We start from the raw sequence: 25482 nt of genomic DNA, 5'->3' as shown, positions 1-25482 counted from the left end.
GGGCGGGAGACGGGGTGTGCGGCGGCAAGGCCGTCAGTGGTCGCACTGCGGGTCGGCGGCGTGGTCGTGCGGTTCGGCGGCCACCGGGACGTGCCGCGGCCCGTGCGGGTCCTCGCAGTGGAACTCGTCGTCGAGGTGATCGACTTCGAGGGTGGTGTGCGTGATGCCGTACGAGGAGCGGAGCAGCTCTTGCAGGTCACGCCGTACGGCATGGCAGTCGCCCTTCGGCTCCACCAGGACGTGTGCCGAGAGCGCCGGGTAGCCGGAGCTGACCTCCCAGACGTGCAGGTCGTGCACCTCCTCCACGCAGGGGCGTTCGGCGAGCCGCGCGCCGAGCTCGGTGGGGTCGATCCCGGCGGGGGCCGCCTCCATCAGGACCCGGCCGGCGTCGCGCAGCAGCCCGTACCCGGCCTTGAGCATGAGCACGGCCACGAACAGCGAGGCGAGCACGTCCGCCCGGTTGAAGCCGGTCAGCCAGATCACGAGACCGGCGATGGCGGTGGCGATGAACGCGTAGAGGTCGTTGAGGATGTGCTGGAACGCGCCCTCGACGTTCAGGCTGCTCCGGTTGGCCTTGCTGATCAGCCAGGTCGCCGCCACGTTCACCGCGACGCCGGAGAGCGAGGTCCAGAACACCAGCTGGCCGTTGACCTCCGGCGGCGAGAGGAGCCGCTCGACGCTCTCGTACACGAAGTACGCGGCGAGCAGGAGCAGCGTCAGCCCGTTCAGCTGCGCGGAAAGGATCTCCGCACGGCGCAGGCCATAGGTGTAGCCGCCCTTGGGCGGCCGCGCCGCGATCCGCATCGCGATCAGCGCGAAGATGATCGCGAACGCGTCGGTCATCATGTGCGCCGCGTCCGAGATCAGCGCCAGCGAGGAGGCGATCACGCCGATGGTCGCCTCGACGCTCATGTAGCCGAGGATCAGCGCGAGCGCGGTGGTCAGATAGCGCCGGTCGGCGTTCGCGGAGACGCCGTGTCCGTGCCCGTGTCCGTGCCCGTGGCCCTGTCCCTGTCCCTGTCCCTGGCCTTGTCCCGCCCCATGGCCGTGGCCGTGGGGCCGGGATTGATCGTGGGCGTCGGGCTGCTTCCCCGGGGGGCCGTCCAGGTCCGCGCTCATCTGCCTTCCTCCAGGTGTCCGACGTGGGCGACGGCGAGCTCCAGGAGCATCCTGACGTGCGAGTCGTCCAGCCGGTAGTACGCCATCCGGCCGGATCTGCGAACCCGCACGACACGGTCAGCGCGCAGCAGGCGCAGCGCGTGCGAGACCGCGGACTCGGTGTGCCCGCAGGCGGCGGCGATGTCGCATACGCACATCTCGCCCCCTTCGAGCAGCGCCATGATGATACGGAGCCGTCCCGGGTCGGAGAGTAGCCCGAAAATGCGCGCCATCTCGCCGACCGCCTCGCCGTCCGGCATGGCGGCGGTGACCATCGCGACCTTTTCGGGATCTACCACCCGGACCGCGCACGCGTCCGGGACAACATCTGAAGCACTGCTCATATGAGCAGATTACATCTCCCGTGGATCATGAGGGAACCGGGTCCTCGGGCTGCTCCGGAGCCGTGGCGGTCTCGCCGGTCGGCTCGGACTCGGACTGGGACTGGGACTGCTGGGAGCTCGGGGCGACCGGAGTCTCCGGCTCGGACGTCGGCTCCGCCGGCGGGACGCGGTCACTGTTCGACGGCGTCCTGCCACTGTCCCCTTGGTCTCCCGTGCCGTTGGTCGGAGTGTTGCCACCGTCCGTCCCGTTGCCGTTCGTCGGGCTTCCGTTGCCGCCGGTGCCTCCGTTGCCGCCGGTGCCTCCGTTGCCGTCGGTCCCCCCAGTGTCGTCGGACCCTCCGGTGCCGTCCGTCGGAGTTCCGTTGCCGTCAGTCCCTCCCGTGCCGTTCGTCGGGGTCCCTGTGCCGTCGGTCGGAGTGCCGGTGCCGTCCGTGGGAGTCCCCGTGCCGTCCGTGGGAGTCCCGGTGCCATCGGTGGGAGTCCCGGTCCCGTCGGTCGGGGTTCCGGTGCCGTCGGTCGGGGTTCCAGTCCCGTCGGTCGGGGTGTCGGTGACGTCCTTGGAGCCGTCGGTGGGCGTGCCGGAATCGGTCGGCGTGGGCATGTCCGTACCGACACGGCCGCTCGGGTCGCCGGGCTTCGGCGCCCCGGTGGTCTCGGTGGGCGGAAGCGGCGCGGGCGGGCCGTCCAGGCCTCCCTGCGTGCCGCGCGGCCGGTGGAATCCGATCTTGCCCTCCGGGTCGACCAGAATGAACACGGTCACCGCGCCCTTGGTGAAATCCCGAGGCTTGATCTTCGTAACCTTGCCCTTGGAGAACTCTGTCCAGGAGTTGCCGGTGTATTTCGCGTCCCCAGTGGAGATCTTTTCTTCCGGTTCGGTCAAAGGATTGCCACAATTGCACTTGACGACCGGAGAGCCGAACTCGTTGACCAGCACGCCCATTCCGGCCTGGAGGACGGCCGGTCCCTTGGTCGGCTTCCCGTCCCGGAAGCCGTGATTGGTCACGAGCGTGTCCGTGCGCAGCAACACGGGCGTCAGCCGTTTGACGAAGCCGGCGATCCCGTCCGGCTTGATCCCGTGCACGGCGGCCCAGGCCTTCGCCTTCTCCGGGTTGACGCCGAGGAACTCCACCAGCTTGGCCGGATCGCAGCTGGCGGCGTTGCGCGTGCCTCCGTAGAGGCCCGGAGAGTCGCCGGTCTTCGTCCCGCCCGCCTGGGTGCTGCTCGCCGTCAGCCGCACCTGATCGGTGCCGGACATCGGGGAGTACGGATCGGGCCCCGGCGTACCCACCGCCAGGCGCGTGATCGTCGCCCCCGCCTCGCCACAACCGGTCACCAAAGCGCCGATCATCACCCAGCCCAGAACCCCCGCCAGGTAAATTCGGGAATTGATCTTAGGCATTGGTACATCCCCCGTTCAAGCCCCGCTGTTCCTATACTATTTGATGCCAAGACGTCGCGTTTTGTGCGTGGCCAAATGCACGTAATTTCTGGCGAGGTGCGGATGGCGGTTCCGCTGCCCCTCAACCCGGCCGATCCCGTACGCCTGGGGCCCTATGAGGTCACCGGACGGCTCGGCACCGGCGGGCAGGGCGTCGTATTCCTCGGCCGTGACGAGAACGGGCACAGGGTCGCCATCAAGCTCCTGCACGCCGACCTGCTCGGTGACCGCCAGGCCCGCGCCCGGTTCGTCCGCGAGCTCTCCCTACTCCAGCGCGTCGCGGGCTTCTGCACGGCGAAGATGATCGATGCCGACGTGGCCGGGGACCAGCCGTACATCGTCAGCGAGTTCGTGCCCGGCCCCTCGCTCCGCGAGCTCGTCCTCACCGAGGGCCCCCGCGCCGGCGCCGACCTCGACCGCCTCGCCATCAGCTCGGTCACCGCCCTGGCGGCCATCCACCGTGCCGGGATCGTGCATCGCGACTTCAAGCCGCAGAACGTCCTGATGGGGCCGGACGGGCCCCGCGTGATCGACTTCGGCATCGCGCGCGCCCTGGACGCCGGCAGCACCGTGACGAGCCAGGTCGTCGGCACCCCGGTCTACATGGCTCCCGAGCAGTTCCTGGGCGCCCAGATCGGCCCGGCCGCCGACCTCCATGCCTGGGCCGCCACCCTGCTCTTCGCCGCCACCGGCACCGACCCCTTCGCGGGCGGCCCGCTCCCCACGGTGATGTACCGGATCCTGTACGAGACCCCCGATCTCAGCGTCCTCCCATCCCAGATCGCCGAAGTCGCGGCCGCCTGCCTGACCAAGGACCCCCAAGCCCGCCCAAGCTCCCAGGAGATCCTCCTGTGGCTCCTAGGCGACCACGAAACGCCCGTCACCCAAGGTCGCCCCGGTACCCCCACCCAGCCCGCCGCCCACGAACCGCCCACCACCTACGACCAGCCCAGGGCGCCAGGTGCATATGGTCAGCCCGCCGGGGCCGGCCCACTTGGCGCCTCAGGTCGACTGGCCGCGTACGACCAGCCTGGCGCGGAGGACGAGCCTGGCGGGATTCGCCAGCCCGGTGTGCACGGCGCCCCTGGCGAGTCTGATCAGCCTGCTGCGTACAACGGACCCGGCGCACCTGGCGGGCTCGGCGGGCCCGGCACCTCCGGGCCAACTGGCGCGGGGGTGCGGGAGCAGACCGGCCTGTTCGGCCAACCCGGTGGATACGACCGTCCCGGTGGGGAGAGCCCGCCTGGTGCGGGGGTGCGGGAGCAGACAGGCTTGTTCGACCAGCCCGATGGCTACGACCGGCCAGGTGGGCACGACCGTCCCGGCGGAGCGGGCCCGCCCGGTGCGCCCGATTGGCCTGGCGCGTACGAGCCCGGCCGGGTCGATCGATCGGGCACGCACGGACAGCCAGGGGTGTACGGCGCCCCCGGCGAGACCGACCAGCCCGCCGCGTACGAGGGGCCTCGCGGGCCTGGGCCTCCAGGCGTACACGGCCAGCCCGGCGGGTCGGGCACGTCCGGCGTGTCAGATTGGCCTGGCGCGTATGGCCAGCCTGGTGGGGTGGTGGGCCAGCCAGGCACCTACGAGCAGCCGGGCACGTTCGAGCAGCCTGGCACCTACGAGCAACCGGGTGCGCACAACCAGCACGGTGAGGCCGGCTGGTCGGGCTCCTACACCCAGCCCGGTGCTTACGATCCTCATGGGGCAGCGGGTCACGCCGGTGCATATGGTCAGGCGGGTCCACACGGTTCTCCTGATGTGTATGACTGGCCCGGCGCGGGGGCAGGTGACCATCTTGCTGCCCATGGGACTCGTGAGGCGTCGGTGTACCCGGTGCTGCGGCGGTCGCCTGCGGTGGTGCTGGGGTTGTTGCTGGCCGCCTTGCTGGCGGCGTTCGACATCGTGGTGCTGGCGAATTTGGTCGCCCAGCCGGGTCTGAGCGCGGGGCCCAGGGGGGACCTGTTGCCTTCGGCGGCCTCCTATGCGGTGCTGGCCATGGGCACGCTGGTGGCGGTGGCCGTGGCCTGGCGGGGGAGCAGGGCGGCGGCTTGGACGGTGCTGGTGCTGCGGCTGTTGCGGGTCGCGGCTTGGATGGCGTGGAGCTACGTGGTGGCTGTGCATCCTGCATTCATCGTGTACGCCTTGGTGTCGGTGGTTGCGGCGCTGCTGCTCGCGGTCGGTCTCTTCTCTCGCGCCAGGTGATGATCCGCAGCTCGGCTCACAGGTTGCGCTCGGACCACTCCTTCAGGTCGCGGCGTTCGACGGCGGCGGCCATCAGGTCGGGGAACGCGTCGGGCGTGCAGGCGAACGCGGGGACGCCGAGGGCGGCCAGGGCGGCCGCGTTCTCGTGGTCGTAGGAGGGGGCGCCGTCGTCGGAGAGGGCGAGGAGCACGATGACCTGGACTCCGGCGGCGGTGAGGGCGGCGACGCGCTGGAGCATCTCGGCCCGGACGCCGCCCTCGTACAGGTCGCTGATCAGCACGAAGATGCTGTCGTTCGGCCGGGTGATCAAGCCCTGGCAGTACGCGATGGCGCGGTTGATGTCGGTGCCGCCGCCGAGCTGGGTGCCGAACAGCAGCTCGACCGGGTCGTGCAGCTGGTCGGTGAGATCCACGACGGCGGTGTCGAAGACGACCAGGGAGGTACGCAGGGAGCGCATCGAGCCGAGGACCGCCCCGAACACGCTCGCGTAGACCACGGACGCGGCCATCGAGCCGCTCTGGTCGATGCACAGGACGACGTCGCGCTTGACGGCCTGCTGGCGGCGGCCATATCCGACCAGGCGTTCGGGTACGAGGGTGCGATGATCCGGCAGGTAGTGGCGCAGGTTGACGCGGATTGTCCGTTCCCAGTCGACGTCGGCCAGGCGGCGGGGGCGCAGCACGCGGGCGGAACGGTCGAGGGCGCCGCCGATCGCGGAGCGGGTGCGCTGGGCGAGGCGCTTTTCCAGCTCCTGGACGACCTTGCGGACGACCGTGCGGGCCGACTCGCGGGCCCGGTCGGGCATCACCTGGTTGAGCGACAGGAGCGTGCCGACGAGGTGGACGTCGGGCTCCACGGCGTCGAGCATCTCGGGTTCGAGGAGGAGACGGGTGAGGTTGAGCCGTTCGATCGCGTCCTTCTGCATCACCTGGACCACGGTCGACGGGAAGTAGGTGCGGATGTCGCCGAGCCAGCGCGCCACCGAGGGCGCGGAGTCGCCCAGGCCCGCGCTGCGCCGGCCCGACTTGGCGCGCGCCTCGTCGCGGCCACCGGTGCCGTAGAGCTTCTCCAGCGCCGCGTCCATGCGTGCCTCGTCGCCCTCCAGAGCAACCCCGGTGCCGTCGGCCCCGCCCTCGCCACCGAGCATGAGCCGCCAGCGCTTCAGCCGTTCCTCGCCGGTCTCGGGGTTCACGTGCGAGCCGGGGTTCACGTGTGAGCCGGTGTTCACGTTCAGGCCTCCCAGCCGAGGATCCGCCGGGCCGTCGCCACTGCGGGCGCGGCGCGTTCGAGGTCGAGGTCGTCGTCATCGCCGTCCGGGCGGTGGCCCTGCGCGGGCGCGGTGCCGAGGCGGCGCGCCCGCTCGCCGATCGCGCGGCGCTCCGCGGTGGCGTACGCCCCGAACGTGCGGCGCAGCAGCGGCAGGACGTCGGTGAACGAGTCGCCGCCGAGGCCGGTGATCCAGCCGTCGACCAGGCGCAGCAGCTCCTCGTCGTGCACCAGGATCAGGCCGCCGCCCGACAGGAATCCCTCGATCCACGAGGCCGCCCGGTCCGGCGCGGTGCCGACCGACACGGCGCGCGCCATGCGGTCGGGCACGTCCTGCAGCAGCCCGGCGTCTTGGAGCAGCCGGGTGAGGCGGCCTTCGAGCAGGCCGTGCAGGTCCTGGCGGTCGACGAGACCCCGCAGGGTGCGGCGCCACCGTTCACTGTGCTCGTGGGCGCCGAGCAGGGCCAGCCCGCCGTGGACCGCGTCGACATGGCCGAGCAGCTCCCGGGCGGCGCCGTCGTCCAGCCCCGCGACGGCCGGTGGCAGCCCCACGCAGATGCGGACCACGAGCGTGTCCACGACCGACTGCAGCGGACCCGTGCCGGTGCCTCGCACGTCGCCGTACCGCAGCGCGCGGACCAGGGACGGCAGCGCGGACATCAGGTGCGCGACATCGGTGTCGACCGCGGCCCGGTCGGCCAGTGATCGCATCACCTTCGGCAGCGCGTCGCCGAGATCGGCCAGCAGGCAGCGTTCGGCGACCGACGTGAGCTCGGCAAGGGTCTCCGCCTGTGCGGCCATCGCCTCGGCGCGCGCGGACGCCGCGCCGTGCACGGTGGTGCCCCACGCGCTCGCCTCGATGAGCTCCACGTCGAACTCCGGGCGCCACATCAGCGTCCACGTCTCGCGGAACGTGCCCTTGGACGTCCTGCCGTTGCCTTCGGCAGGCACGCCCCAGTCGACGTTGAGCAGGCGCAGCCGGTGGAGCAGGTGGCTCCGTTCGAGGTCGATGGGCTTGCGCAGGTCGAGATCCTGCTCCTTGTCGAGCGCGGACGGCTTGAGACGCAGGCGCCGCTGCTCGGCCTGAAGGTCACGCTGCAACGGCACCATGGGGGTGCGCTCGGGGACGGCTCCGAGCCGTTCACCCACGACCATCTTGCGCTGGATCAGCTCGACCGGCAGGTCCGCGCCCTCGCACAGCACGGCCCGCGTCGCCTCGGTGACCTCATCGAGCCCCGCCAGCGGACGGCCGCGCAGCGCCGCGAGCGCCTCCGCGAGCCGTACCGCCTCGATGACATGTGCGGATGAGACGTGCAGATCTTCCTCGCGCAACACCCGTGCCGCGTCGGTCAGCCACCGCTCGATCGGCCGGTCCGGCGCCGCGAACAGGTGGTGGCACCAGCCCGGTGATCGCACACCCGCCCCGTAACCCGAACGGTTGGCCAGGCGGCCGTGCGTCCACGGCACCCAGGTCATCGCGACCTTGGTCTTGGACAGCCCCCGGAGCACCTGCTCGTCCTTGGACGCGGCGACCTTCGCCTGCAGCGCCGGGACATGCCACGCGCCGCACACCACCGCGACCCGCTCGTACCCCTCCTTGAGCGTGCGCCGCAGCGTCCGGCGCATGTAGGCCTCGCGCTGCTCCTCACGCCGCAGGTAGCCGGACGGCAGCGCACCGGTCACCTCGGCCCCGGGCAACGCGGCCAGCTGCTCGCGCAGCTCGGCCATCGCCTCCGCGATCGCCGGGAACGGCGACGGCCCGTCGTCCCGATGCTCAACGACGTCGTCCCACCACCGCTCGGCGTCGTCGTACCCGGCCGCCTTGGCCAGCCATCCCAGCGGGTCAAGCCGGATCCGCTGCTCGGCTGTCAACTTCGGCTCCCCACCGTCCGGAGGTTCGCTGGTGTCGGGCGGTTGGCCGGTGTCGGGCGGTTGGCCGGTGTGGGGCGGTTGGCCGGTGTCCAATGGTTCGCTGGTGCCGGCCGGTCCGTTGTCGTCGGGCGTGTCGGCTGCCGTCTCGGGAGTGGACGGAACGAGCTGGTGGGCGGCGGGCAGGTCGCAGAAGCGGACGGGGACACCGGTGCCCAGGGCGTGGCGGATCGCTTGCCACTCGGGGCTGAACTCGGCGAACGGCCAGAAGGCGGCCTGGCGGTCGGAGCCCTCGGCGTCGTCCACCGGGGCCTTGCCGGGTGCGTAGGCCAGCAGGGCCACCGGCGGGACCATGCCGGGGTCGCCGGCCAGCTCGATGAGCGGGTCGGCCTCCGGCGGGCCCTCGATGAGGACCGCGTCGGGCTTGAAGTCCTCCAGCGCCCGCCGGACCGCCCGTGCCGAGCCGGGACCGTGATGCCGGATCCCGTACACCTCGACCTGTGCGCCCATGGTCAGGAGACCTCCCGGCAGGCGCGGTAGAAGTCGAGCCACTCGGGGCGTTCGCGGACGACGGTCTCCAGGTATTCCTGCCAGACCACGCGGTCGGACACCGGGTCCTGGACGACGGCGCCCACGATGCCGCCCGCGACGTCGGCGGCGCGCAGCACGCCGTCGCCGAAGTGCGCCGCCAGCGCGAGCCCGCTGGTGATCACGGAGATGGCCTCGGCGGTGCTGAGCGTGCCGGACGGGGACTTGAGCTTGGTGCGGCCGTCGCTGGTGAGCCCGCCGCGCAGCTCGCGGAAGACGGTCACGACCCGGCGGATCTCCTCCAGCCCGGCCGGGGCGTCGGGCAGTTCGAGGGCGGTGCCGAGCTGGTCGACGCGGCGCGCGACGATGTCCACCTCGTCGTCCACCGTGTCGGGCAGCGGCAGCACCACCGTGTTGAACCGGCGGCGCAGCGCGCTGGACAGTTCGTTGACGCCGCGGTCACGGTCGTTGGCGGTGGCGATGACCGTGAAGCCCTTGCGCGCCTGGACCTCGGTGTTGAGCTCGGGCACGGGGAGGGTCTTCTCGGACAGGATCGTGATCAGCGTGTCCTGGACGTCGCTGGGCATTCGGGTGAGCTCTTCGATCCGGGCGACGGCGCCGGTGCGCATGGCACGCATCAGCGGGCTCTCCACCAGGGCCCGCTCGGACGGGCCTTCGGCGAGGAGGCGCGCGTAGTTCCACCCGTAGCGGACCGCCTCTTCGGCCGTGCCCGCCGTGCCCTGCACCAGCAAGGTCGAGTCGCCGCTGACGGCGGCGGCCAGGTGCTCGGACACCCAGGTCTTGGCGGTGCCGGGAACGCCGAGCAGCAGCAGGGCCCGGTCGGTGGCCAGCGTCGCCACGGCGACCTCCATCAGCCGCCGCGGGCCGATGTACTTGGGGCTGATCTGCGAGCCGTCCGGCAACGTCCCGCCGAGGAGGTACGTGGTGACCGCCCACGGTGACAACCGCCAGCCGGGCGGGCGCGGCCGGTCGTCGTGCTCGGCCAGGCGGGCCAGCTCACCGGCGTACTCCTGCTCGGCATGCGGCCTGAGCACGGTGGCGTCGATGACGCCGGCTTGGATATCGGGTGTCACGCGATCCGATGTCACGCGGAAAGCTCCTTCAGCATCTCGTGGCGGAAACGCAGGGTCTCGGTCAGTTCGTGCAAGGCGCGCGTCGCGACCGTTCCCGAGCCGACGACGCGCCCGGACGTGCCGCCGCCGGTGCCCGATTCGGTGGCGAGGCGGTGCGCGAGCGCTTCCAGGCGGGGGCCTGCCTCGGGAACGAGGCGCTGGTCGGCGAGCCTGCACAGCTGGGTGAGGGTGTGCTCGTAGCGCTGGGAGGAACGTTCGGCGGCGCCGGCGAGCGTCGCGACGACCGCGTCGGCCAGCTCGCCCGACCAGGGCCCCGGGATGCGCTCGAGAACGCGCAGCAGATCGGGATTGCCCTCCACCCACCGGATCAGCCCGGCCGCGGCGGCGTCGCGCTCGGCCGCGGGCAGGATCGCGAGGAGATCGGCGAGCGCCTCCGGCTCGTCCACGACCACGCCGCCCTTGAGCAGCGCGCGGGCCCATTCGGCGTCGCGCTGGCGCAGGGCGGCGCGCGCCCAGCCGATGTGCACGTCACGGGCGCCGCGTGCGTCCCGGTCGACGGCGTCCGCGACGGGCAGGCAGACGATCTCCATGGGCGGCTGGCCGAACAGCTCGGTCCAGGTGGTCAGCGGCGTCCGGGCGAGGATCTCCCGCAGCCATCCGGCGCGGGCGCCGACCGGCCCGCCCGCCCGGCCTCCCGGCGCGAACGAGCCGGTGGGGTGGAACGGCACGCCGTCGCGCGCCATGTCCTCGTCGTGCTCGTGCGGCGCCTCGACCACGACCCAGGTCTGCCGGCGACCCCGTACGGTCCGGACCTCCGGCCGGACGCATTCACGCGCCCGGACCGCCATTCGCCGCCCGTAGGCCGAGCCCGGGAGCCGTGCGAGCAGGTCCGAGGCGAGCTGCCGGACGTCCTTGCCGCGATCTTCCAGGGCCTCTTCCAGGAACTCCTCGTCGTCCGCCGACAGGCCGTGCTCGAAGGTCGCGAGGAACGCGGCGCGGTCCGGCGCGGGCTCCTTGGCCCAGGTCTCCCGCAGCGCCTCCCGCGCTCCCGCCGGGTCGGTGCCGCGTAGGCGGATCAGGTGGGCGACCCGCTGGTTGCGCGTGCCGGTCTGCCACACGTCCGGACCGCCGCCGGGATCGTCCCCAGCCCCGACGAGATAGGCCCAGTCGGTGTTCTGGAGCGCGAGCCACACGCCGCGCCGCCCGGCCGCCCGGACGATCGCGGGCCGCAACATCCGGTCGCTGCGCCCCTTTTCGAGCAGCTCGGGCAGCAGCCGCGCGGGTACGCGGAGCCCGTTGGCCGCCGCCGCCTCGAGCCACTCGGGCAGCACTCTGATCTGCTCGCCCCGCAGGATGCGGGCCAGCCGTCCCGCTGCGGCGTCGGACGCCGCCGGAACGTCCTCCGCCGGGGCGGGCGCGATCAACGCGGGCGCGCCCGCCGCCGCAGACTGGCCCGTCCCGGCCTCGCCTGTGCCGAGCCCGGCAGTGTCGAGCCCGCCCATGGCGGCCCCGCTCGGTCGGTGACCCGCACGCCGTTGAACGGTCAGCAGGGCGGCCTGATCGAGCAGCCGACCCGCCTGCTCCGCGGGCTCCTGGGCGGTCTGGCCGGTCGCCGGATGATCGGCGAGGACCGGGGCGGGGCGGCGTTGGGTGCCCAGGAGGGCGGCGGTGACGTGCTCGTTCCAGGTGCTCACAGGATCACGACCCCCTCGTCTTCGTGCCAGGCCGACAGCGGGCGGAGCCCCCGCGGGCCCCATTCTCCGACGAGCGTGAACGGGGCGCCGCCCGAGACGGCCAGCAGCCGCCACGGGTCGGTCGGCCGGAGGGGGAGCGAGTCGCCATCGGCATCGACGACGTGCAGGGCCGCCGGGGCCGACCGCGCCAGGCGTACGGAACCGAGCACCGCAGGCCAACGGGCGAGCCACGGGTCGCGGGCCAGGGCCGCCGCGTGCTCGGCCAGGAACTCGCGGATGGACGTCCCGTCCGGGGTCGCCGCCGCGGTGGTGCCGAGCCGTTCGGCCACCAGGGCCCGCAGCGGCTGGGCACCCGGATAGAACGCCAGCTCCGCCTCGACCTCGGTGCCGACCACCAGCGACACGTCCAGTGGCCGCCCGGGCACCCCGAACGACAGCACCAGCGCGGGCCGCCCGCTCTCACGGCCGCGCAGCCACACCCGCCGCGTGGTCAGCCGGTCCTGCTCGGAGTCGTGCACGCCCGCCACGTACCACCGGTCACGGACCCGCTCGCCCTGGGCCAGCACCTCGTCCTGCGCGAGCGTGAACCCGACCCGCGACCGCACGGTGTCGCGCAACTCCTGGGGCAGCCGGTCACGCCGCTGGTGCGCCCGGACGAGCAGCCGCATCAGGGCGTACTCCTCCAGCAGGCGATCGGGCCAGCCCGGCTGCCGTGGCACGGCGGCCAGGCCGCGGACCTGGCCCGCCAGCGCGCTCGCCTGCGCGTCGACCAGCCGCCGGGCGACGTCGTCCCACATCCGGTAAGGGGCCTTCTCGGCCTGCGCGAGCCCGTGTGTCACCTGGTCGCGCAGCCACTGGTCGAGCTCGGCGAGGCCGTCGTCGACGCGGCGCTCGCGCCGCTCGGCGGTCTTGGGATCTTTGGTCTTGGCCTCTGTGCCCGCGGCCGCCTTGCGTTCGGCGGACTTCTCGGCCCGCTCGCGCCGTTCGTGGAGCCATTCGGCGGCCCAGCCTGGACGAGGCCCGGCGCCGACCGTTCCGTCGCTCCACAACAGCAGGAGACCGAGGGCGTGCTTACACGGGAATTTGCGGCTCGGGCACGAACACCGGAATGCGGGCTCGGTCAGATCGGCGCACGTGCGATAGACGCTTTTACCACTGCCCTGACACTCGCCCCAGACCGCCTCTCCATCGGTGCCCGTTTCGCTCCATTTGGCCGGTCTGGCCACGCCACCGGCGGCCTGGGCCGCCGCCGGGTCCGGCGCCAGGCCGAGCACCTGCTCCCGCCCCCATCGATCGCTCACATTGTCGAAACTATCGGCAGGGTCGGACATTCAGCGGCCTTTCCGGCCGCCGGTTTTCCGTCGTTCTTGACTCAGGTGCGGAAGGGGCCGCTGACGCAATAGGTGATCCCTCCCGAGGACGAACCGGATGTGCCGCGCTGGGAGGAGAAGTACAGGCGGTCACCGGCCGGGTTGAACGCGGGCCCGCAGATCTCCGACGACGACTGCCCGTTGATCCGCAGGAAGACACTGATCTTGTCGTCGGGGGTGATCATGCAGATCTCCATGTTGCCGCCGTCCTCGGCCACATAGAGATCACCGAAGCTCGAGCCGGTGACGTTGTCCACGCCGGTCAGCGGCGCCGGCCCCGGGTTGACGAGGTTGTCGTCGTAGGCGAGCTCGTACGTGCTGCTGGCGAGGTTGAACTGCCAGACGCGGTTGTCGCCCTTGGTCGTGATCCACACCGTGTCGTTCGCGTAGTAGCAGCTCTCGCCGCCGTTGAATCTCTTGGCGCCCGACACCTGGTTGCGCGTGGCGGTAGGGGAGCCGTCCGGGTCCGGGACCGTTGCCCACGTGAACGAGCCGGACGTGGCGGTGCCCGCCCGGAGTACCTGCAGTGTCCCCGTCGACAGGTCGCCCCATGTGCTGGGCACGAACCGGTAGAAGCAGCCGTCGCTCTTGTCCTCGGTGAGGTAGACGACCTGCCGTACAGGATCGGCCGCCGCCGCCTCGTGGTTGAAGCGCCCCATGGCGGGCCTTGCCGCCGCCGTACCGCCGAACGGGTACGTCTCCCAGACGCGGCCGGTGTCGACTTCCTCGCAGGACAGCCAGGTGTTCCAGGGTGTCTTGCCGCCGGCGCAGTTGCGGTTGGTGCCCGACAGGATCCGCGACGCGCCCGTCACCGTTCCCGAGGAGTTGAACCGCAACATCGAGGCGCCCCCGCCCGCGCTGCTGCTGACCTCGGCGTTGGAGACGTAGATCCAGCCGGTGCCGTCCGCGAAGCAGGCGCCGCCGTCAGGCGCGTCATGCCAGGTGTAGGAGGTGCCGGCGACCGTCTGCCGCGAACGCGCGACGATCTGGCTTGTGAAGCCCGCTGGAAGCTGGATGCCGCGGGCGTCGGCCGCCTGGAGCGGACCGTAGGGGCTGGGCGCGTTCTGTGCTGGGGCGGCGAGCGCGGCGTTCTGCCACAACGTCCCGGAGAAGGCGACGGCGCCGGTGCCGAGAACCGAGGCGCGGAGGAAGTGACGGCGTTCCATCGAGGTCTCCTGTCAGGGGGGTGAGGAGGACGATCAGTTGCCGATGTTGTGCGGAGGGTGATGCTGCGCCGAGATTAGGGCGGGTCCTGAACGTTCGCCGGTGGTGTTGATGAATGCCGGATTGACGGGAGCTGTCCGCTTTTGCGTGCCCACATGATCCGGACTCCACACGGCTTCCGTTCGCGCGGAGTTTCCCCAATCGGCGTCCGAACGCGACCGGAACTTCGGCCGGCATGGACACTCTCTCGGCCGTGAAGGTCGCCATCGTGACCGAGTCGTTCCTGCCCCAGGTCAACGGGGTCACCAACTCGGTCTGCCGTGTTCTCGAACGCCTTGAGGCCCTGGGCCATGAGGCCCTCGTCATCGCGCCCGGCCGGGGGCCCCGGAGCGCGGGTGCGACTCGGCAGGGTCCGGACTGCTATGCCGGGGCTCCGGTGCGGTACGTCCGTGGCGTCGCCCTGCCGTTCTATCCATCGTTCGTCCTAGGGCTGCCTACGCGCCGGGTGATGTCGGCGCTTGCGGAGTTCGAGCCGGATGTCGTGCATCTGGCCTCGCCGTTGGTATTGGGCACGTCAGGTGCCGCCGCTGCCCGCAGGCTCGATGTGCCGTCCGTGGCCGTGTTCCAGACCGATATCGCCGGTTTCGCGCGGCGGTACGGGTTCCGCGGCACCGGCTCGGTCATCTGGTGGTGGCTGCGCCGCCTGCACCGGCGTACTGACCGCACTCTCGCCCCATCCACACCCGTACTGGCAGAGCTCGAACAACGAGGTGTGCCCAGGCTGGCGCTCTGGGGACGCGGGGTCGATCGTCGCCGGTTCCACCCTGACCATCGTTCGGCCGACCTGCGCGCGCGCCTGGCGCCCACTGGTGAGGTCCTCGTGGGGTACGTGGGGAGGCTCGCGGCTGAGAAGCGCCCCCGAATGCTCACCCGCCTGGTCGGCATCCCCGGAGCGCGTCTCGTGATCGTCGGGGACGGCCCCGAGGAGGAACGGCTGAGACGGCAGTTGCCCGAGGCCGTCTTCACGGGCTTCCGCACCGGCACCGAACTGTCGGAGCTCATCGCATCGCTCGACGTCTTCGTTCACACCGGCGCGGATGAGACGTTCTGCCAGGCCATCCAGGAGGCCTTGGCCTCCGGCGTGCCAGTGGTGGCGCCCGCGGCGGGAGGTCCGCTGGACCTCGTCCGGCCTGGTTTCAACGGGCTGCTGTACGCGCCGGACGACGCCACCGAGATGCGGGCCGCCGTGAACACGCTCGTGGCCGACCCCGTCCTGCGCCGCCGTATGGCGGTCCGGGCCGTGGAATCGGTCCAGGGGCGCGGCTGGGCGGCCGTGTGCGACGAGCTGATCGAGCACTACCGGGAGCTCACGGGCTCGATGACCGAACGTCGGAACGCCGCCGATCATGCGCGAGAGGAGAGTGCCGCGTGAGCGGGCGCGCCGAGTTCCGCTTCGTGGTGTCGGTGCACGATGTGGCCGCGAGCACCGCCGAGCCGGTGGCCCAGTGGCTGTCCGATCTGGACGAACGGGGCGTCCCGGCGACCTTGCTCCTCATCCCCGGACCGTTCGGCGGCGGGCCTGGGCTGGCGGATGCGCCCGATCTGGTGTCGTTCCTTCACAAGGCCGTCGGCAGGGGGCACGAGCTCGCGTTGCACGGCTTCCTGCACGAGGGCGTGCCCGGCGGCCCGCGCTGGCGTCACCACGTGAACCAGCTGGTGGCGCGTGGCGCCGGAGAGTTCTGGTCCCTGACCGAAGATCAGGCGCGTGAACGGCTTCGTGCAGGTCTGGAGATGCTCGCGGACGCGGACATCGGGGTCGTGGGGTTCACCCCTCCGGGCTGGCTGGCCTCTCCAGGGACCCGGCGTGCCCTGGCAGCCCTTGGATTCGCCTACTGGACGAGCCATCTGGCAGTGCACCGCCTCCCGGACGGGCCGATCGTCCGTATGCCGGCGCTCTCGCACCGGCCAGGCGGGTTCGGCGAACGTACGGGCGCTCACTTGATGGTCGAGGCGTCCCGGACTTTCTCGCGTACGCGTATGCCGTTCCGCATCGCCCTGCACCCGGCCGACCTCGCCAGGCCGGGACTGCGCCGTGCCGCATTCGCCGCAATCGACCAGACAGTGGCCGCAGGCGGCAGACCTGTGACGTACGAGACGTTGGTGACAGAGCGAGATTGGTGACTGGGTGAGAGTCGTACAGCTGGCGAACCTCTACAGCCCTGTCTCCGGCGGGCTCCGTACGGCCGTGGATCGGCTCGGCAGGGGGTACGTGGAGGCCGGCCACAGGCGTGCTCTCGTCATTCCGGGACCTAGGTACTCGTGCAGGCGGACCGAGGCCGGTCTCATCATCACCGTCCCGGGCCCATCGGTGGCACCCGGCTACCGCTTCGTCCTCGATCCTCGCCCGGTGCTGCGCGTCCTAGGGCGGTTGCGGCCTGACGTCATCGAGGTATCCGACAAGGCGACCCTCACTGTGGCCGCACGCTGGGGGCGCCGCCGTGGCGTGCGCACGGTGCTGTTCTCCCATGAACGCCTGGACGCCATCCTTGCGGCGCGTACGCCTGACTGGGTGCCGCTAGAGGCAGTCGCGGATCGCTGGAACCGCCGCCTGGCAGCGGCCTTCGACGCGGTTGTGGTCACGTCTGCGTTCGCCGCCGCCGAATTCGCCCGGGTAGATGCGCCTGCCCTCCATCGCGTCCCCCTTGGCGTGGACCTGGACACCTTCCACCCCGCGCCGACTTCACTGTCGGCCGCCGAACGCCCCGTACGCCTCGTACATCTGGGGCGGCTCTCGACAGAGAAGCGGCCGGATCTCGCACTCAAAGCGGCGGCGGAGCTCCACCGGCGCGGTGTCAACGTGCACCTGGACGTGGTCGGAGACGGTCCGCTCTCCGGCACGCTGCGGGAGATCGCACAGCGCGGCGATCTACCGGTCCGCTTCCATGGTCACGTGCCCGGACGCGCGGACATCGCCCGGCTGCTCGCCAACGCGGACGTGGCTCTCGCCCCCTGCCCGGTCGAGTCGTTCGGCCTGGCGGTGCTGGAGGCGCTCGCCTGCGGCACGCCCGTGGTCGCGGCTGATCGAGGAGCAGCGCACGAACTGCTCGTCCCCGGCGCGGGGGTGGCGGTGCCACCGGCCCCGGAGGCCTTCGCAGACGGCGCGCAGGAGCTTCTGCGCCTGCCCGCCGACCACCGCCGTAAGGCCGCCAGAGCCCGCGCCGAGCGTTACCCCTGGGACGCCACCGTCACCGGCATGCTCGACGTCCTCGCAGAGGGAGTGTCCTAACGGCCGCGGCCCTTGCCCACGGTGGGGCGGGAACGCTTGTGGTGCTTGCGCAGCCGGGCCTTGCGCTTGCGGTGATACTTGGCGCGATCAAGCTTCTTCTGGGCCATGAGCCATCGTGTGCTCGATCTCCGGAAGAGCCCAGAGCCATGACCGCTTCCGGCCCCTCCGGACCTAGAAGCCAGGCGCCTGGGGGAGCGAGGCGGTGTCGGGCGCCAGGAGGACGCCGCCGGTGCCGAGGGCCACGAGCGCCACGATGCCGAAGAGGCTGACCCAGGCCAGGCCGGGGACGCCGGTCAGGTGGGCCAGCTGGTCGGCGTCGGAGGTGGGCGCCATGCGCCGCGCGCGCATGCGCTGGAGCTCGATGACGGGACGGGCGGCGGCGAAGAGCAGGAACCACGCGGCCAGGTAGGCGAACCCGGCCTGGGTCCTGTCGCCCCCCAGCCACGAGACGCCGAAGATGATCGCACCGACGGCGAGAATGGAGAACACCCCGTAGACGTTGCGGATCATCACGAGCATGGCGAGGAGCAGCGCCAGCGAGAACCACAACATCAGGGTGATCCGGCCGCCGGCGAGCAGCGCCGCGAAGAGCAGGCCGAGCAGCGGCGGCGTGAGATAGCCCGCCATGGCCGTGAAGACCATTCCGGGGCCGTGCGGCTTCCCGCGCGAGACGGTGACGCCCGAGGTGTCGGAGTGGAGCTTGATGCCGTCCAGCTTGCGGCCCGTGACCAGGGCGATCAGCGCGTGCCCGCCCTCGTGCGCGATGGTCACCACGTTGCGCGCGACGCGCCAGGTGGGGCCGTGGGCCACGGCGGCGAGAGCGATGAGGCCCACCAGGATGACCAGCCACCATGGCGGTGTCTGCTGTGTGCTCGTCACGCGATCCCACAGCTCAGAGATGCTTACCTGTTCCACGTCCACCCCGGGTTGTCGTTCGGCGTCCCAAGGTTAGGACGTTCCGGATAAGTGCCGCGTTCGGTTCCGTTCGGTAACGCTCGACGATCACTGTCCAGGCTCTGTCCAACTGCGGGTCCCCGGCTCGGGTGAACGCCGTGCCCGCACGCCCGTTCACGTGCTGTGATCAGGGCTGTTCGCCGATGTGAGCTGAGTCACTGGAACGGATACCTGGTCCGGCCACTCTTACGGTTCGCGGGGCGAATCGGGCCGGGTCCCATTATGTTGTGATGTCCGCACGCACTAAGGTGCGCTTCGCGCTGAAAGTGACGCTTCGTCCAGGTCAGAACGGAATGCGCTCGGCGCGACAGGAGGGTGACGGGGTTTGAGCGGGGTGAGATCCCCCGGTCGATCGACGGTCCTTGGGGGACTACTGCGACGTGACCGGGTGACCGGTCAGGTGGCGATCGGCCTTGTGGGCGTACTGGTCGTTTCGGCGCTCGTGTACGGCGTCGGCATGGCCAGTTCGCGCTACAAGCTGTCCGACGTCGGCGCCTGGCTGACCGCCACCGGCAAGGGCATGATCGTCCATGCCAACGGCCTGCTCGGCAAGGTCGACGGCAAAACCCAGATCCAGGCGGCCCCCAACCACCGGATCAAGATCATTCAGGATGGTAACACCGTCCTGCTGGTGAACGAGACGACGGGCGTGGTCAGCCGGATCGACCCCTCCCAGCTCAAGGTCACCCAGAGCCAGCGCTTCGGCATCGGGCTCCAGATCATCGCCGCCGAGGGCGTCGCCTACACCCTCGACCCGGTCAAGGGCGTCGTCCAGCAGATCAACCCGGTCACCCTGGCCCCGATCGGCCGGGCCACCGTCCTCACCCCGCCGATCCGGCCCGGCGGGCTGGACGACAGAGGCACGTTCTGGGTCCCCACCGAGCAGACCGGCCAGCTGATCCCGTTCCAGAACGGTGTCCAGGGCAAGCCGGTGCAGGTGGCCCAGCCGGGCGCCCAGCTCCAGCTGTCGATGGTCGCGGGCGTCCCGACCGTGATCGACACGACCGCCGGCCAGGCCGCGATCGCCGGCCCCGACGGCGTCCGCAAGGTCGCGCTGCTCTCCGCCGTCCGCGACCGCCCCAAGATCCCGGTCAAGGTCGAAGGCCAGACCCTGCCGATCCTCGGCCGCGGCGGCGCCCTCGTCCTCCTGGACACCGGAACGGGACGCCTCACCTCAGCGGGCCTCCGCCTGCCGCAACGCCACACCTTCGGTGAACCCCAGGTCCTCGGATCCAGAATCTTCATCCCGGACGAGACCGCCGGGGCCCTCATCGTCTACAACTCCGCCACCGGCCGCTTCGAGCAGACCATCCGGGTGTCCGGCAAGCCCGGCCCCATCGACGTCTTCGTCAAGGACGGCATGCTCTGGGCGAACGACCCGTACGGCGACAAGGCCGTGTCCGTCGACCAGAACGGCCAGCGCCGCAACATCCAGAAGTACACCGACAAGGTGCCCGGTGGCGTCCGCCGCCCCATCCCCTCCCAAGGCGCGGGCGGTGACCGAGGCGGCAACCCCGGCGGCAACGGCGACCGAGGCGGCAACCGCCCCGGCCGCCCCACCCCGCCCAGCAGGCCCAAGCCCAATGACCCACCGGGCCCGCCGACCGTGGAAGCCACCGGCGACAACCAGACCGTCACGGTCAACTTCGGCCCGTCGTGGCGCAACCGGATCGTCCCCACCGGCTACGTCCTGCTGAACGAGAAGAACCAGACCTGGCCGAAGGCCGCCCCGCCCAAGGCGCCCGACAGCCCGAACGGCGGCACGTTCACCGTCTCCGGCCTCGAATGCGGCCGCCCCTACGTCTTCCGGGTCGCGGCGCAGTACAAGGACCCGAGAACGCAACGGGTCCGCACTGGCCGACCCGGGCAGGACTCCACCTCGGCTTGCAAGGAGCCCGCTGCCCCCAAGGGGCTGGTGGCGAACGGCAACAACGACGGCTCCATCACTGTGACCTTCCAGGAGGGCGACAACCCGGCGGCCGTCAAGGAGTACATCCTGACCGACAGCCTGGGTAATCCGGTCCAGAACGTGCAGCCACTGGGACGGAGCGGACCGTTTGAGTTCAGGCCCAAGGGCTTGGATTGCGCCCAGCAGTACAGCTTCCACGTGGCGGCCCGGTATGTGCAGAACGGAACACCGAAGACTGCCCAGTCGGAGAACCTCGTCTCGGCACGCCCATGCAATCCACCCGGTAAACCGTCCAACTTCAGTGCCAGCGGAGTCAACCATGGGGCGAACCTGTCCTGGGGCGCTGCGAGCGGTCACGACTTCAAGTACGTCGTAGAAGGCCCCAATGCGCCTGGGCAGGTCGCTGGGACGTCAGCGACCATCGGCAACCTGCCGAACAACCAGCAGCACACGTACACGCTCAAGGCGGTGAACGGCGCGGGCGAGAGTGAGCCGCTCAATGCCGTTGCCGACCTCAGCTATCAGCGGCAGGCCCACCAGAACAAGGCCAACAACCAGACCAACACGCTCATCCGCCCTGGGCCTTCACGATCCGGTGAGATCGGCAGGATCGAGCGGGGCAGGTACATATCGATCACCGTGATCTGCCAGGTCCGTGGTGAGAGCGTCACTGAATCGGAGACCGGCGAGACGAGCTCTTGGTGGAACCGGATCGAGTGGAACGGCGGGATCGGCTACCTGAGCGTGACGCTCATGGAAGGGCCGCGTGAGCCGGGCGGGACGATGTTCGAATGTGCGTGATGGGCATCCCGACCGGCTGGGCGGAAGTGAACGGTAGGGGGCGGGACCGGTGACCGAGGGGCAGAACGGTGTGGTTGACGGGGAGGCGCTGGCGGGGCGGTTCGCGCAGATGTTCGCGGCGTTGGCGGGGAACATCGAGCGGGTCATCCGGGGCAAGCGCGACAAGGTGGAGCTGGCACTGATCTGCCTGTTGTCGGAGGGGCACCTGCTGCTGGAGGATGTGCCGGGCGTGGGCAAGACCACGCTGGCGCGGGCGATCTCGGCCTCGGTGGAGGCGCGGTGGACTCGCATCCAGTTCACCCCCGACCTGCTGCCGAGCGACATCACCGGGGTGTCGATCTTCAACCAGGGCAAGAACACGTTCGAGTTCCATCCGGGGCCGATCTTCGCGAACCTGGTGGTCGCGGACGAGATCAACCGGGGGTCGCCGAAGACCCAGTCGGCGCTGCTGGAGGTCATGGAGGAGCGCCGGGTGACGGTGGAGGGCACGCCGCATCCGGTGCCGCGGCCGTTCATGGTCATCGCGACGCAGAACCCCGTGGACATGGACGGCACGTACCCGCTGCCGGAGGCGCAGCTCGACCGGTTCCTGATGCGCGTCACCATGGGCTACCCCGACCACCAGTCCGAGGTGGCGGTGCTCGCCGGCGCGCCGACGGGGGCGATGCTCGACACGATGCCGCCGATCGCGGGCCGCGAGGACGTCGGGCGGATGATCGAGTTCGCGACGCGGCTGCATGTCGCGGCGCCGCTCTATGACTACGTGGTCCGGGTCGTGGCCTCGACGCGGGAGCACCCGGAGCTGCGGCTGGGCGCGAGCCCGCGGGCGAGCCTGGCGCTGCTGCGGGCGGCGCGGGTGCGGGCGGCGGCTGCGGGACGGTCGTTCATCGTGCCTGAGGACGTGAAGGCGCTGGCCGTCCCGGTGATCGCGCACCGCCTGATCGTGACGCCTGAGGCGGAGCTGCGCGGGCGTACCGGCGCCGACGTCGTGGGCGAGGTGCTCGCCAACGTGCCGACACCGCAGGCCGCGGCCGTCTGATGTTGACTCCGCTGGGTTGGGGGACCGCGGCGGCCTCGATCGTGTTGTACGCGGCGGGCTGGTGGCTGGGCTATCCCGAGCCGGCGATGCTGGCCCTGGCCGGTCTGCTCGCGGTGGGCGGCGCGGTGGTCTGGACACTGCCACAGCCCAAGCTGGAGGTCCGGCGTGAGATCGCGCCGCTGAAGGTGGGACGGGGCGAGCCCGCCGTGGGCGTCCTGCACGTGACCAATGCCGGGCGGGGCATCCGTAGCGGGCTGACGGGCCTGGACACGGCCGGCTCCACCGAGGTGGTCGTGGACATACCGCGGCTGCGGTCGAAGGGGACGCGCACCGTCACCTACCGGCTGCCGACGGAGCGGCGCGGCGAGATCGCCGTCGGTCCGTTGCGCCTGGTGCGGGCCGACCCCTTGAACCTGGCCCGGCGGGTACGTGAATACGGGGCGCCGCAGACTTTGCTCGTACGGCCCAGGACCGTTCAGCTGGGGTTGCTTCCGTCTGGTCGGGCCTACCACCTTGAAGGGCCGACGAGTGACAAGTCGCCCGCGGGTACGACGACGTTCCACGCCCTGCGCGAGTACGTGATCGGCGACGAGATGCGGCACATCCACTGGAAGTCGTCCGCGCGTACGGGAACGCTCATGGTCCGGCAACTCGTGGACGCCAGCCTGCCGACGACGACGCTCGTCATCGAGGGGCGGCCGGAGGCATGGGCGGACCCGGACGACTTCGAGCTGGCGGTCGACGCCGCCGCGTCGGTGGCCGTGGGCGCGTGCCAGGCCAACTTCCCGGTACGGATCCTCGCGGGCGGCGGTCCGGTCGCCGACACCCGGGGCGGGCCGGACGACGCCGAGGTGGTGCTGGACCAGCTCACCAAGGTGATGCCTGCGGACGGCGCGCAGCCGGTGCTCGACGTCGTACGCCGCGTACGGCCCGGCGGTTCCCTCGTGGTGGTGACCTCGGGTTCGGCCGACCTCAGCCGGATCGCGGCGGTGCGGAGCCGGTTCGACCGGATCGTCGTACTGCGGGTGCGGCCGGCGGAGTCCGCACTCGCGGCCCCCGGCGTCCAGCTCATCGACTTCGGTGATCTGGAGGGGCTGGCGAACGGGTGGCAGCGGCTGGGGAGGGGCCGATGAAGCTCCGGCGCTACCTGTCGCTCATCGTGACCGCCTGCCTGACGGCCGTCGCCGGGCTGGCGTTCCACCGGATCTTCGGATTCGGGCCGATCGTCTCGGTCGTCGTGGTCGCCGCGGTGGTCCCGACGGTCCTGTCCGCCCTGCTGGCGGGCCCGAAGTCCGATCGCCCCTGGCCGCTGTGGATTTCGCTGGTCCTCACCGTTCTCGCCTCAGTCGGCACGGTCACCGTCACGGCGCTCCGGCCCGCTCTCGGCGACGGAAGTCTTCCGCAGACACTTCGATCGGGCGTCCTCAGCTCGTGGAAGTCGATCCTGACGACGCTGCTGCCTGCCCCGGCCAAGCCCGAGTTCCTCGTTCTCGTGCACGTGGTGGTGTGGCTGGCCGCGTTCGCGTCCGCCGAGTTGGCGCTGCGGACGTCACTGCGGGCCGCGCCGTGCCTGCCCGCGTTCGGTGTCTTCGGCATCGCGCTGTTGCTGGGCGTGGACGGCCCCGGCTCCAACCTCGGGCTCGTCGCCGCGACCGTGGTCCTGATCGCCGTGCTGATCCTCGTCCGTTCCGGCGAGGGCGCGAACTGGCGGCCGATCCTGCTCGGCCTGCCCGTCGCCGGAGCCCTCGGCGGATTGGCCTTCCTGTCCGGCCCGTACGTCCCGGTCAGCGCCGAGCCGTACAACCCGCGCGAGCAGGTGGCCGCGCCGCCGCCGCAGCAGCGCGACAGCGTGAGCCCGCTCGACCGCGTCGGCGGCTGGCTGCACAACGGCAACCAGTTCCTCTTCACCGTTCGAGGTGACAAGACCGAAGACCTCCGGCTGGCGGTCCTGGACAGGTTCGACGGGGTGACCTGGTCGTCCACGGCCAAGTTCACCCCCACGGGGAGCCGGGTCCCCTCTGACCCGGAGCCAGGGGAGCGTCGCTCGGTGACCCAGCAGATCACCATCCGTGACATGCCCGGCATCTGGCTTCCTGCCGCTGACCGTCCCCGCCAGGTGAAACCCCAGGATGGCCTAGGCGTCGTCGTCGATCCTGACAGCGGGACCATGGCGGCGGCGCAGCCACTCAGGCCAGGCCAGACCTACCGGATCGACGCCCGAGTACGGACCTGGAAGGGCGCCGACTTCGGTGGCGCGAGCGCCGCGCAGGACGCTGAAGCGCAGGCCGCGCGGCAACTCCCCAACGGGCCGGGTGCGTCAAAGCCGCCCGTCCAGATCGCAGAGTTCCGTGCCCTCGCCCAACGCGCCACGGCCGGTGCGACCACGTCGGGCCTGCAAGCGGTCATGCTCTCCCAGTTCCTTAAGCAGTACGCCAAGTACGACATCAGCGCGCCACCAGGGCACAGCTACCGGCAACTCGACTACTTCCTTGGCGAAGCCAGGAGGGGCACGCCCGAGCACTTCGCCACCGCCTACGCGCTGCTGGGCAGAACGCTCGGCCTCCCCACCCGCGTCAAGGTCGGTTTCCGCGGCGGCACTCTCACCGGCGACGAACGAGTGATCCGGTCCGGTGACGTAATGGTGTGGCCCGAGGTGAAGCTCGAGGACTACGGCTGGGTGCCGTTCGACCCGATCCCGGAACAAGCCAGACGTTCCAAGGGCAACACGGTGGCCGCAGGAGAGACGCAAAAGGGGTTGGCCCAAGCCCAGCAGAACGCCATCAACCAAAACCGCGGCTCAGGCCCGGGCAAGGTCCCTTCGGCGCCTCCCGTAAAGCCAGGAGCCGCCGAGGACTCGGGGATCCCACTCTGGACACTCCCGATCATCGGCATCGCCCTGCTCCTTCTCGCCTATCTGCTGGCCGTCATGATCGCGCCCGCCCTTCGCAAGCGCCGGCGCCGCTCAGGCCCCCCGGCCGCCCAGATCGCGGGCGCCTGGCATCAAGCGCTGGAGCACCTCAACGACGTCGGGCTGGCCACCGCGCGCACCCTCACCGCACACGAGGTCGCCCGCTTCGGCGCCAAGCACCTGGGCGAGACCGCCCTCGCCCACCTCCGCCCCCTGGCCGACCTCGTCAACCGCAGCCGGTTCTCCGGCAGCACCCCGGACCCGCGTGCCGCCGACGCCGCCTGGGAGCACAGCGACCAAGTCGGCCGCCTGGTGACCGCCAAGGCCGGCAGGCCGAAGCGCCTCTACCGCCGCCTCCACCCCCGTTCACTGAAACGAGGCAGATGACCCTTCCACCGGGCGCGTGCCCCTTCCACCGGGCACGGACACGCGCCGGTCCCCGGTTCCTGGCGTGGGCA

At 71.1% G+C, this 25482-nt stretch carries 18 protein-coding genes; 8 read left to right on the top strand and 10 right to left on the bottom strand.

Features of this window, described 5'->3' with window-relative positions:
• Positions 1–33: 33 nt before the first annotated feature.
• From F8566_RS28125 to F8566_RS28115, 3 genes are read right to left on the bottom strand one after another with little or no spacing between them, the layout of a single operon-like run.
• On the bottom strand, positions 34–1119 hold the full coding sequence (locus F8566_RS28125; protein WP_151564856.1) for a cation diffusion facilitator family transporter: 1086 nt from the start codon (positions 1117–1119) through the stop codon (positions 34–36).
• The gene (locus F8566_RS28120) at positions 1116–1502 is read right to left on the bottom strand and encodes an ArsR/SmtB family transcription factor (protein ID WP_151564855.1); all 387 of its coding nucleotides are present in this window, start codon (positions 1500–1502) and stop codon (positions 1116–1118) included. The genes F8566_RS28125 and F8566_RS28120 overlap by 4 nt, the downstream gene beginning before the upstream one ends.
• 25 nt (positions 1503–1527) lie before the next feature.
• The gene (locus F8566_RS28115) at positions 1528–2901 is read right to left on the bottom strand and encodes a DUF6777 domain-containing protein (protein ID WP_151564854.1); all 1374 of its coding nucleotides are present in this window, start codon (positions 2899–2901) and stop codon (positions 1528–1530) included.
• Between the two features lie 102 nt (positions 2902–3003).
• Between F8566_RS28115 and F8566_RS51540 the strand changes: the two genes are divergently transcribed.
• Positions 3004–5142, top strand: a complete 2139-nt coding sequence (locus F8566_RS51540; RefSeq protein ID WP_225993598.1) for a serine/threonine protein kinase — start codon at positions 3004–3006, stop codon at positions 5140–5142.
• A 16-nt stretch (positions 5143–5158) separates the two neighbouring features.
• Here F8566_RS51540 and F8566_RS28105 read toward each other — a convergent pair whose 3' ends face one another.
• From F8566_RS28105 to F8566_RS28080, 6 genes are all read right to left on the bottom strand, one after another.
• Positions 5159–6289, bottom strand: a complete 1131-nt coding sequence (locus tag F8566_RS28105) for a VWA domain-containing protein (RefSeq protein WP_151565009.1) — start codon at positions 6287–6289, stop codon at positions 5159–5161.
• Positions 6290–6372: 83 nt separating this feature from the next.
• On the bottom strand, positions 6373–8787 hold the full coding sequence (locus tag F8566_RS28100; RefSeq protein ID WP_151564853.1) for a DUF5682 family protein: 2415 nt from the start codon (positions 8785–8787) through the stop codon (positions 6373–6375).
• A 2-nt stretch (positions 8788–8789) separates the two neighbouring features.
• A complete protein-coding gene (locus tag F8566_RS28095) occupies positions 8790–9914 on the bottom strand; it encodes an ATP-binding protein (RefSeq protein WP_225993597.1) in 1125 nt (374 codons plus the stop codon).
• Entirely contained in the window at positions 9911–11593 is a 1683-nt protein-coding gene (locus F8566_RS28090; RefSeq protein WP_151564852.1) for a DUF5691 domain-containing protein, read from the bottom strand. The genes F8566_RS28095 and F8566_RS28090 overlap by 4 nt, the downstream gene beginning before the upstream one ends.
• Positions 11590–12894, bottom strand: coding sequence for an SWIM zinc finger family protein (locus F8566_RS28085; RefSeq protein WP_225993596.1), 1305 nt, complete (start codon positions 12892–12894; stop codon positions 11590–11592). The genes F8566_RS28090 and F8566_RS28085 overlap by 4 nt, the downstream gene beginning before the upstream one ends.
• A 71-nt stretch (positions 12895–12965) precedes the next feature.
• Positions 12966–14129: an alkaline phosphatase PhoX gene (locus F8566_RS28080; RefSeq protein ID WP_151564850.1), complete on the bottom strand. Its 1164-nt coding sequence runs from the start codon at positions 14127–14129 to the stop codon at positions 12966–12968.
• Positions 14130–14362: 233 nt separating this feature from the next.
• Between F8566_RS28080 and F8566_RS28075 the strand changes: the two genes are divergently transcribed.
• From F8566_RS28075 to F8566_RS28065, 3 genes are read left to right on the top strand one after another with little or no spacing between them, the layout of a single operon-like run.
• Positions 14363–15559: a glycosyltransferase family 4 protein gene (locus tag F8566_RS28075; RefSeq protein ID WP_151564849.1), complete on the top strand. Its 1197-nt coding sequence runs from the start codon at positions 14363–14365 to the stop codon at positions 15557–15559.
• Positions 15556–16308: a DUF2334 domain-containing protein gene (locus F8566_RS28070; protein ID WP_192809893.1), complete on the top strand. Its 753-nt coding sequence runs from the start codon at positions 15556–15558 to the stop codon at positions 16306–16308. The genes F8566_RS28075 and F8566_RS28070 overlap by 4 nt, the downstream gene beginning before the upstream one ends.
• Before the next feature lie 4 nt (positions 16309–16312).
• On the top strand, positions 16313–17413 hold the full coding sequence (locus tag F8566_RS28065; protein WP_151564847.1) for a glycosyltransferase: 1101 nt from the start codon (positions 16313–16315) through the stop codon (positions 17411–17413).
• Positions 17414–17584: 171 nt separating this feature from the next.
• Here F8566_RS28065 and F8566_RS28060 read toward each other — a convergent pair whose 3' ends face one another.
• Positions 17585–18292, bottom strand: a complete 708-nt coding sequence (locus F8566_RS28060; RefSeq protein WP_225993595.1) for a M50 family metallopeptidase — start codon at positions 18290–18292, stop codon at positions 17585–17587.
• A gap of 463 nt (positions 18293–18755) precedes the next feature.
• Here F8566_RS28060 and F8566_RS28055 point away from each other — a divergent pair, with 463 nt between their 5' ends.
• The 4 genes from F8566_RS28055 to F8566_RS28040 are packed head-to-tail and all read left to right on the top strand — an operon-like array spanning position 18756 to position 25411.
• Entirely contained in the window at positions 18756–21077 is a 2322-nt protein-coding gene (locus F8566_RS28055) for a fibronectin type III domain-containing protein (RefSeq protein ID WP_151564845.1), read from the top strand.
• A 49-nt stretch (positions 21078–21126) separates the two neighbouring features.
• Positions 21127–22116, top strand: a complete 990-nt coding sequence (locus F8566_RS28050) for an AAA family ATPase (RefSeq protein ID WP_225993594.1) — start codon at positions 21127–21129, stop codon at positions 22114–22116.
• Positions 22116–23249 carry a DUF58 domain-containing protein gene (locus tag F8566_RS28045; RefSeq protein ID WP_151564844.1) on the top strand — a complete coding sequence of 378 codons (1134 nt, stop codon included), beginning with the start codon at positions 22116–22118 and terminating at the stop codon, positions 23247–23249. The genes F8566_RS28050 and F8566_RS28045 overlap by 1 nt, the downstream gene beginning before the upstream one ends.
• Entirely contained in the window at positions 23246–25411 is a 2166-nt protein-coding gene (locus F8566_RS28040) for a DUF3488 and transglutaminase-like domain-containing protein (RefSeq protein ID WP_151564843.1), read from the top strand. Before F8566_RS28045 ends, F8566_RS28040 begins: the two co-directional genes overlap by 4 nt.
• Positions 25412–25482 lie beyond the last annotated feature (71 nt).

The sequence above is a fragment of the Actinomadura rudentiformis genome, from assembly GCF_008923185.1.
GTDB classification, from domain to species: Bacteria; Actinomycetota; Actinomycetes; order Streptosporangiales; family Streptosporangiaceae; genus Spirillospora; species Spirillospora rudentiformis.
This window is presented reverse-complemented; position numbering and strand designations above follow the sequence as displayed.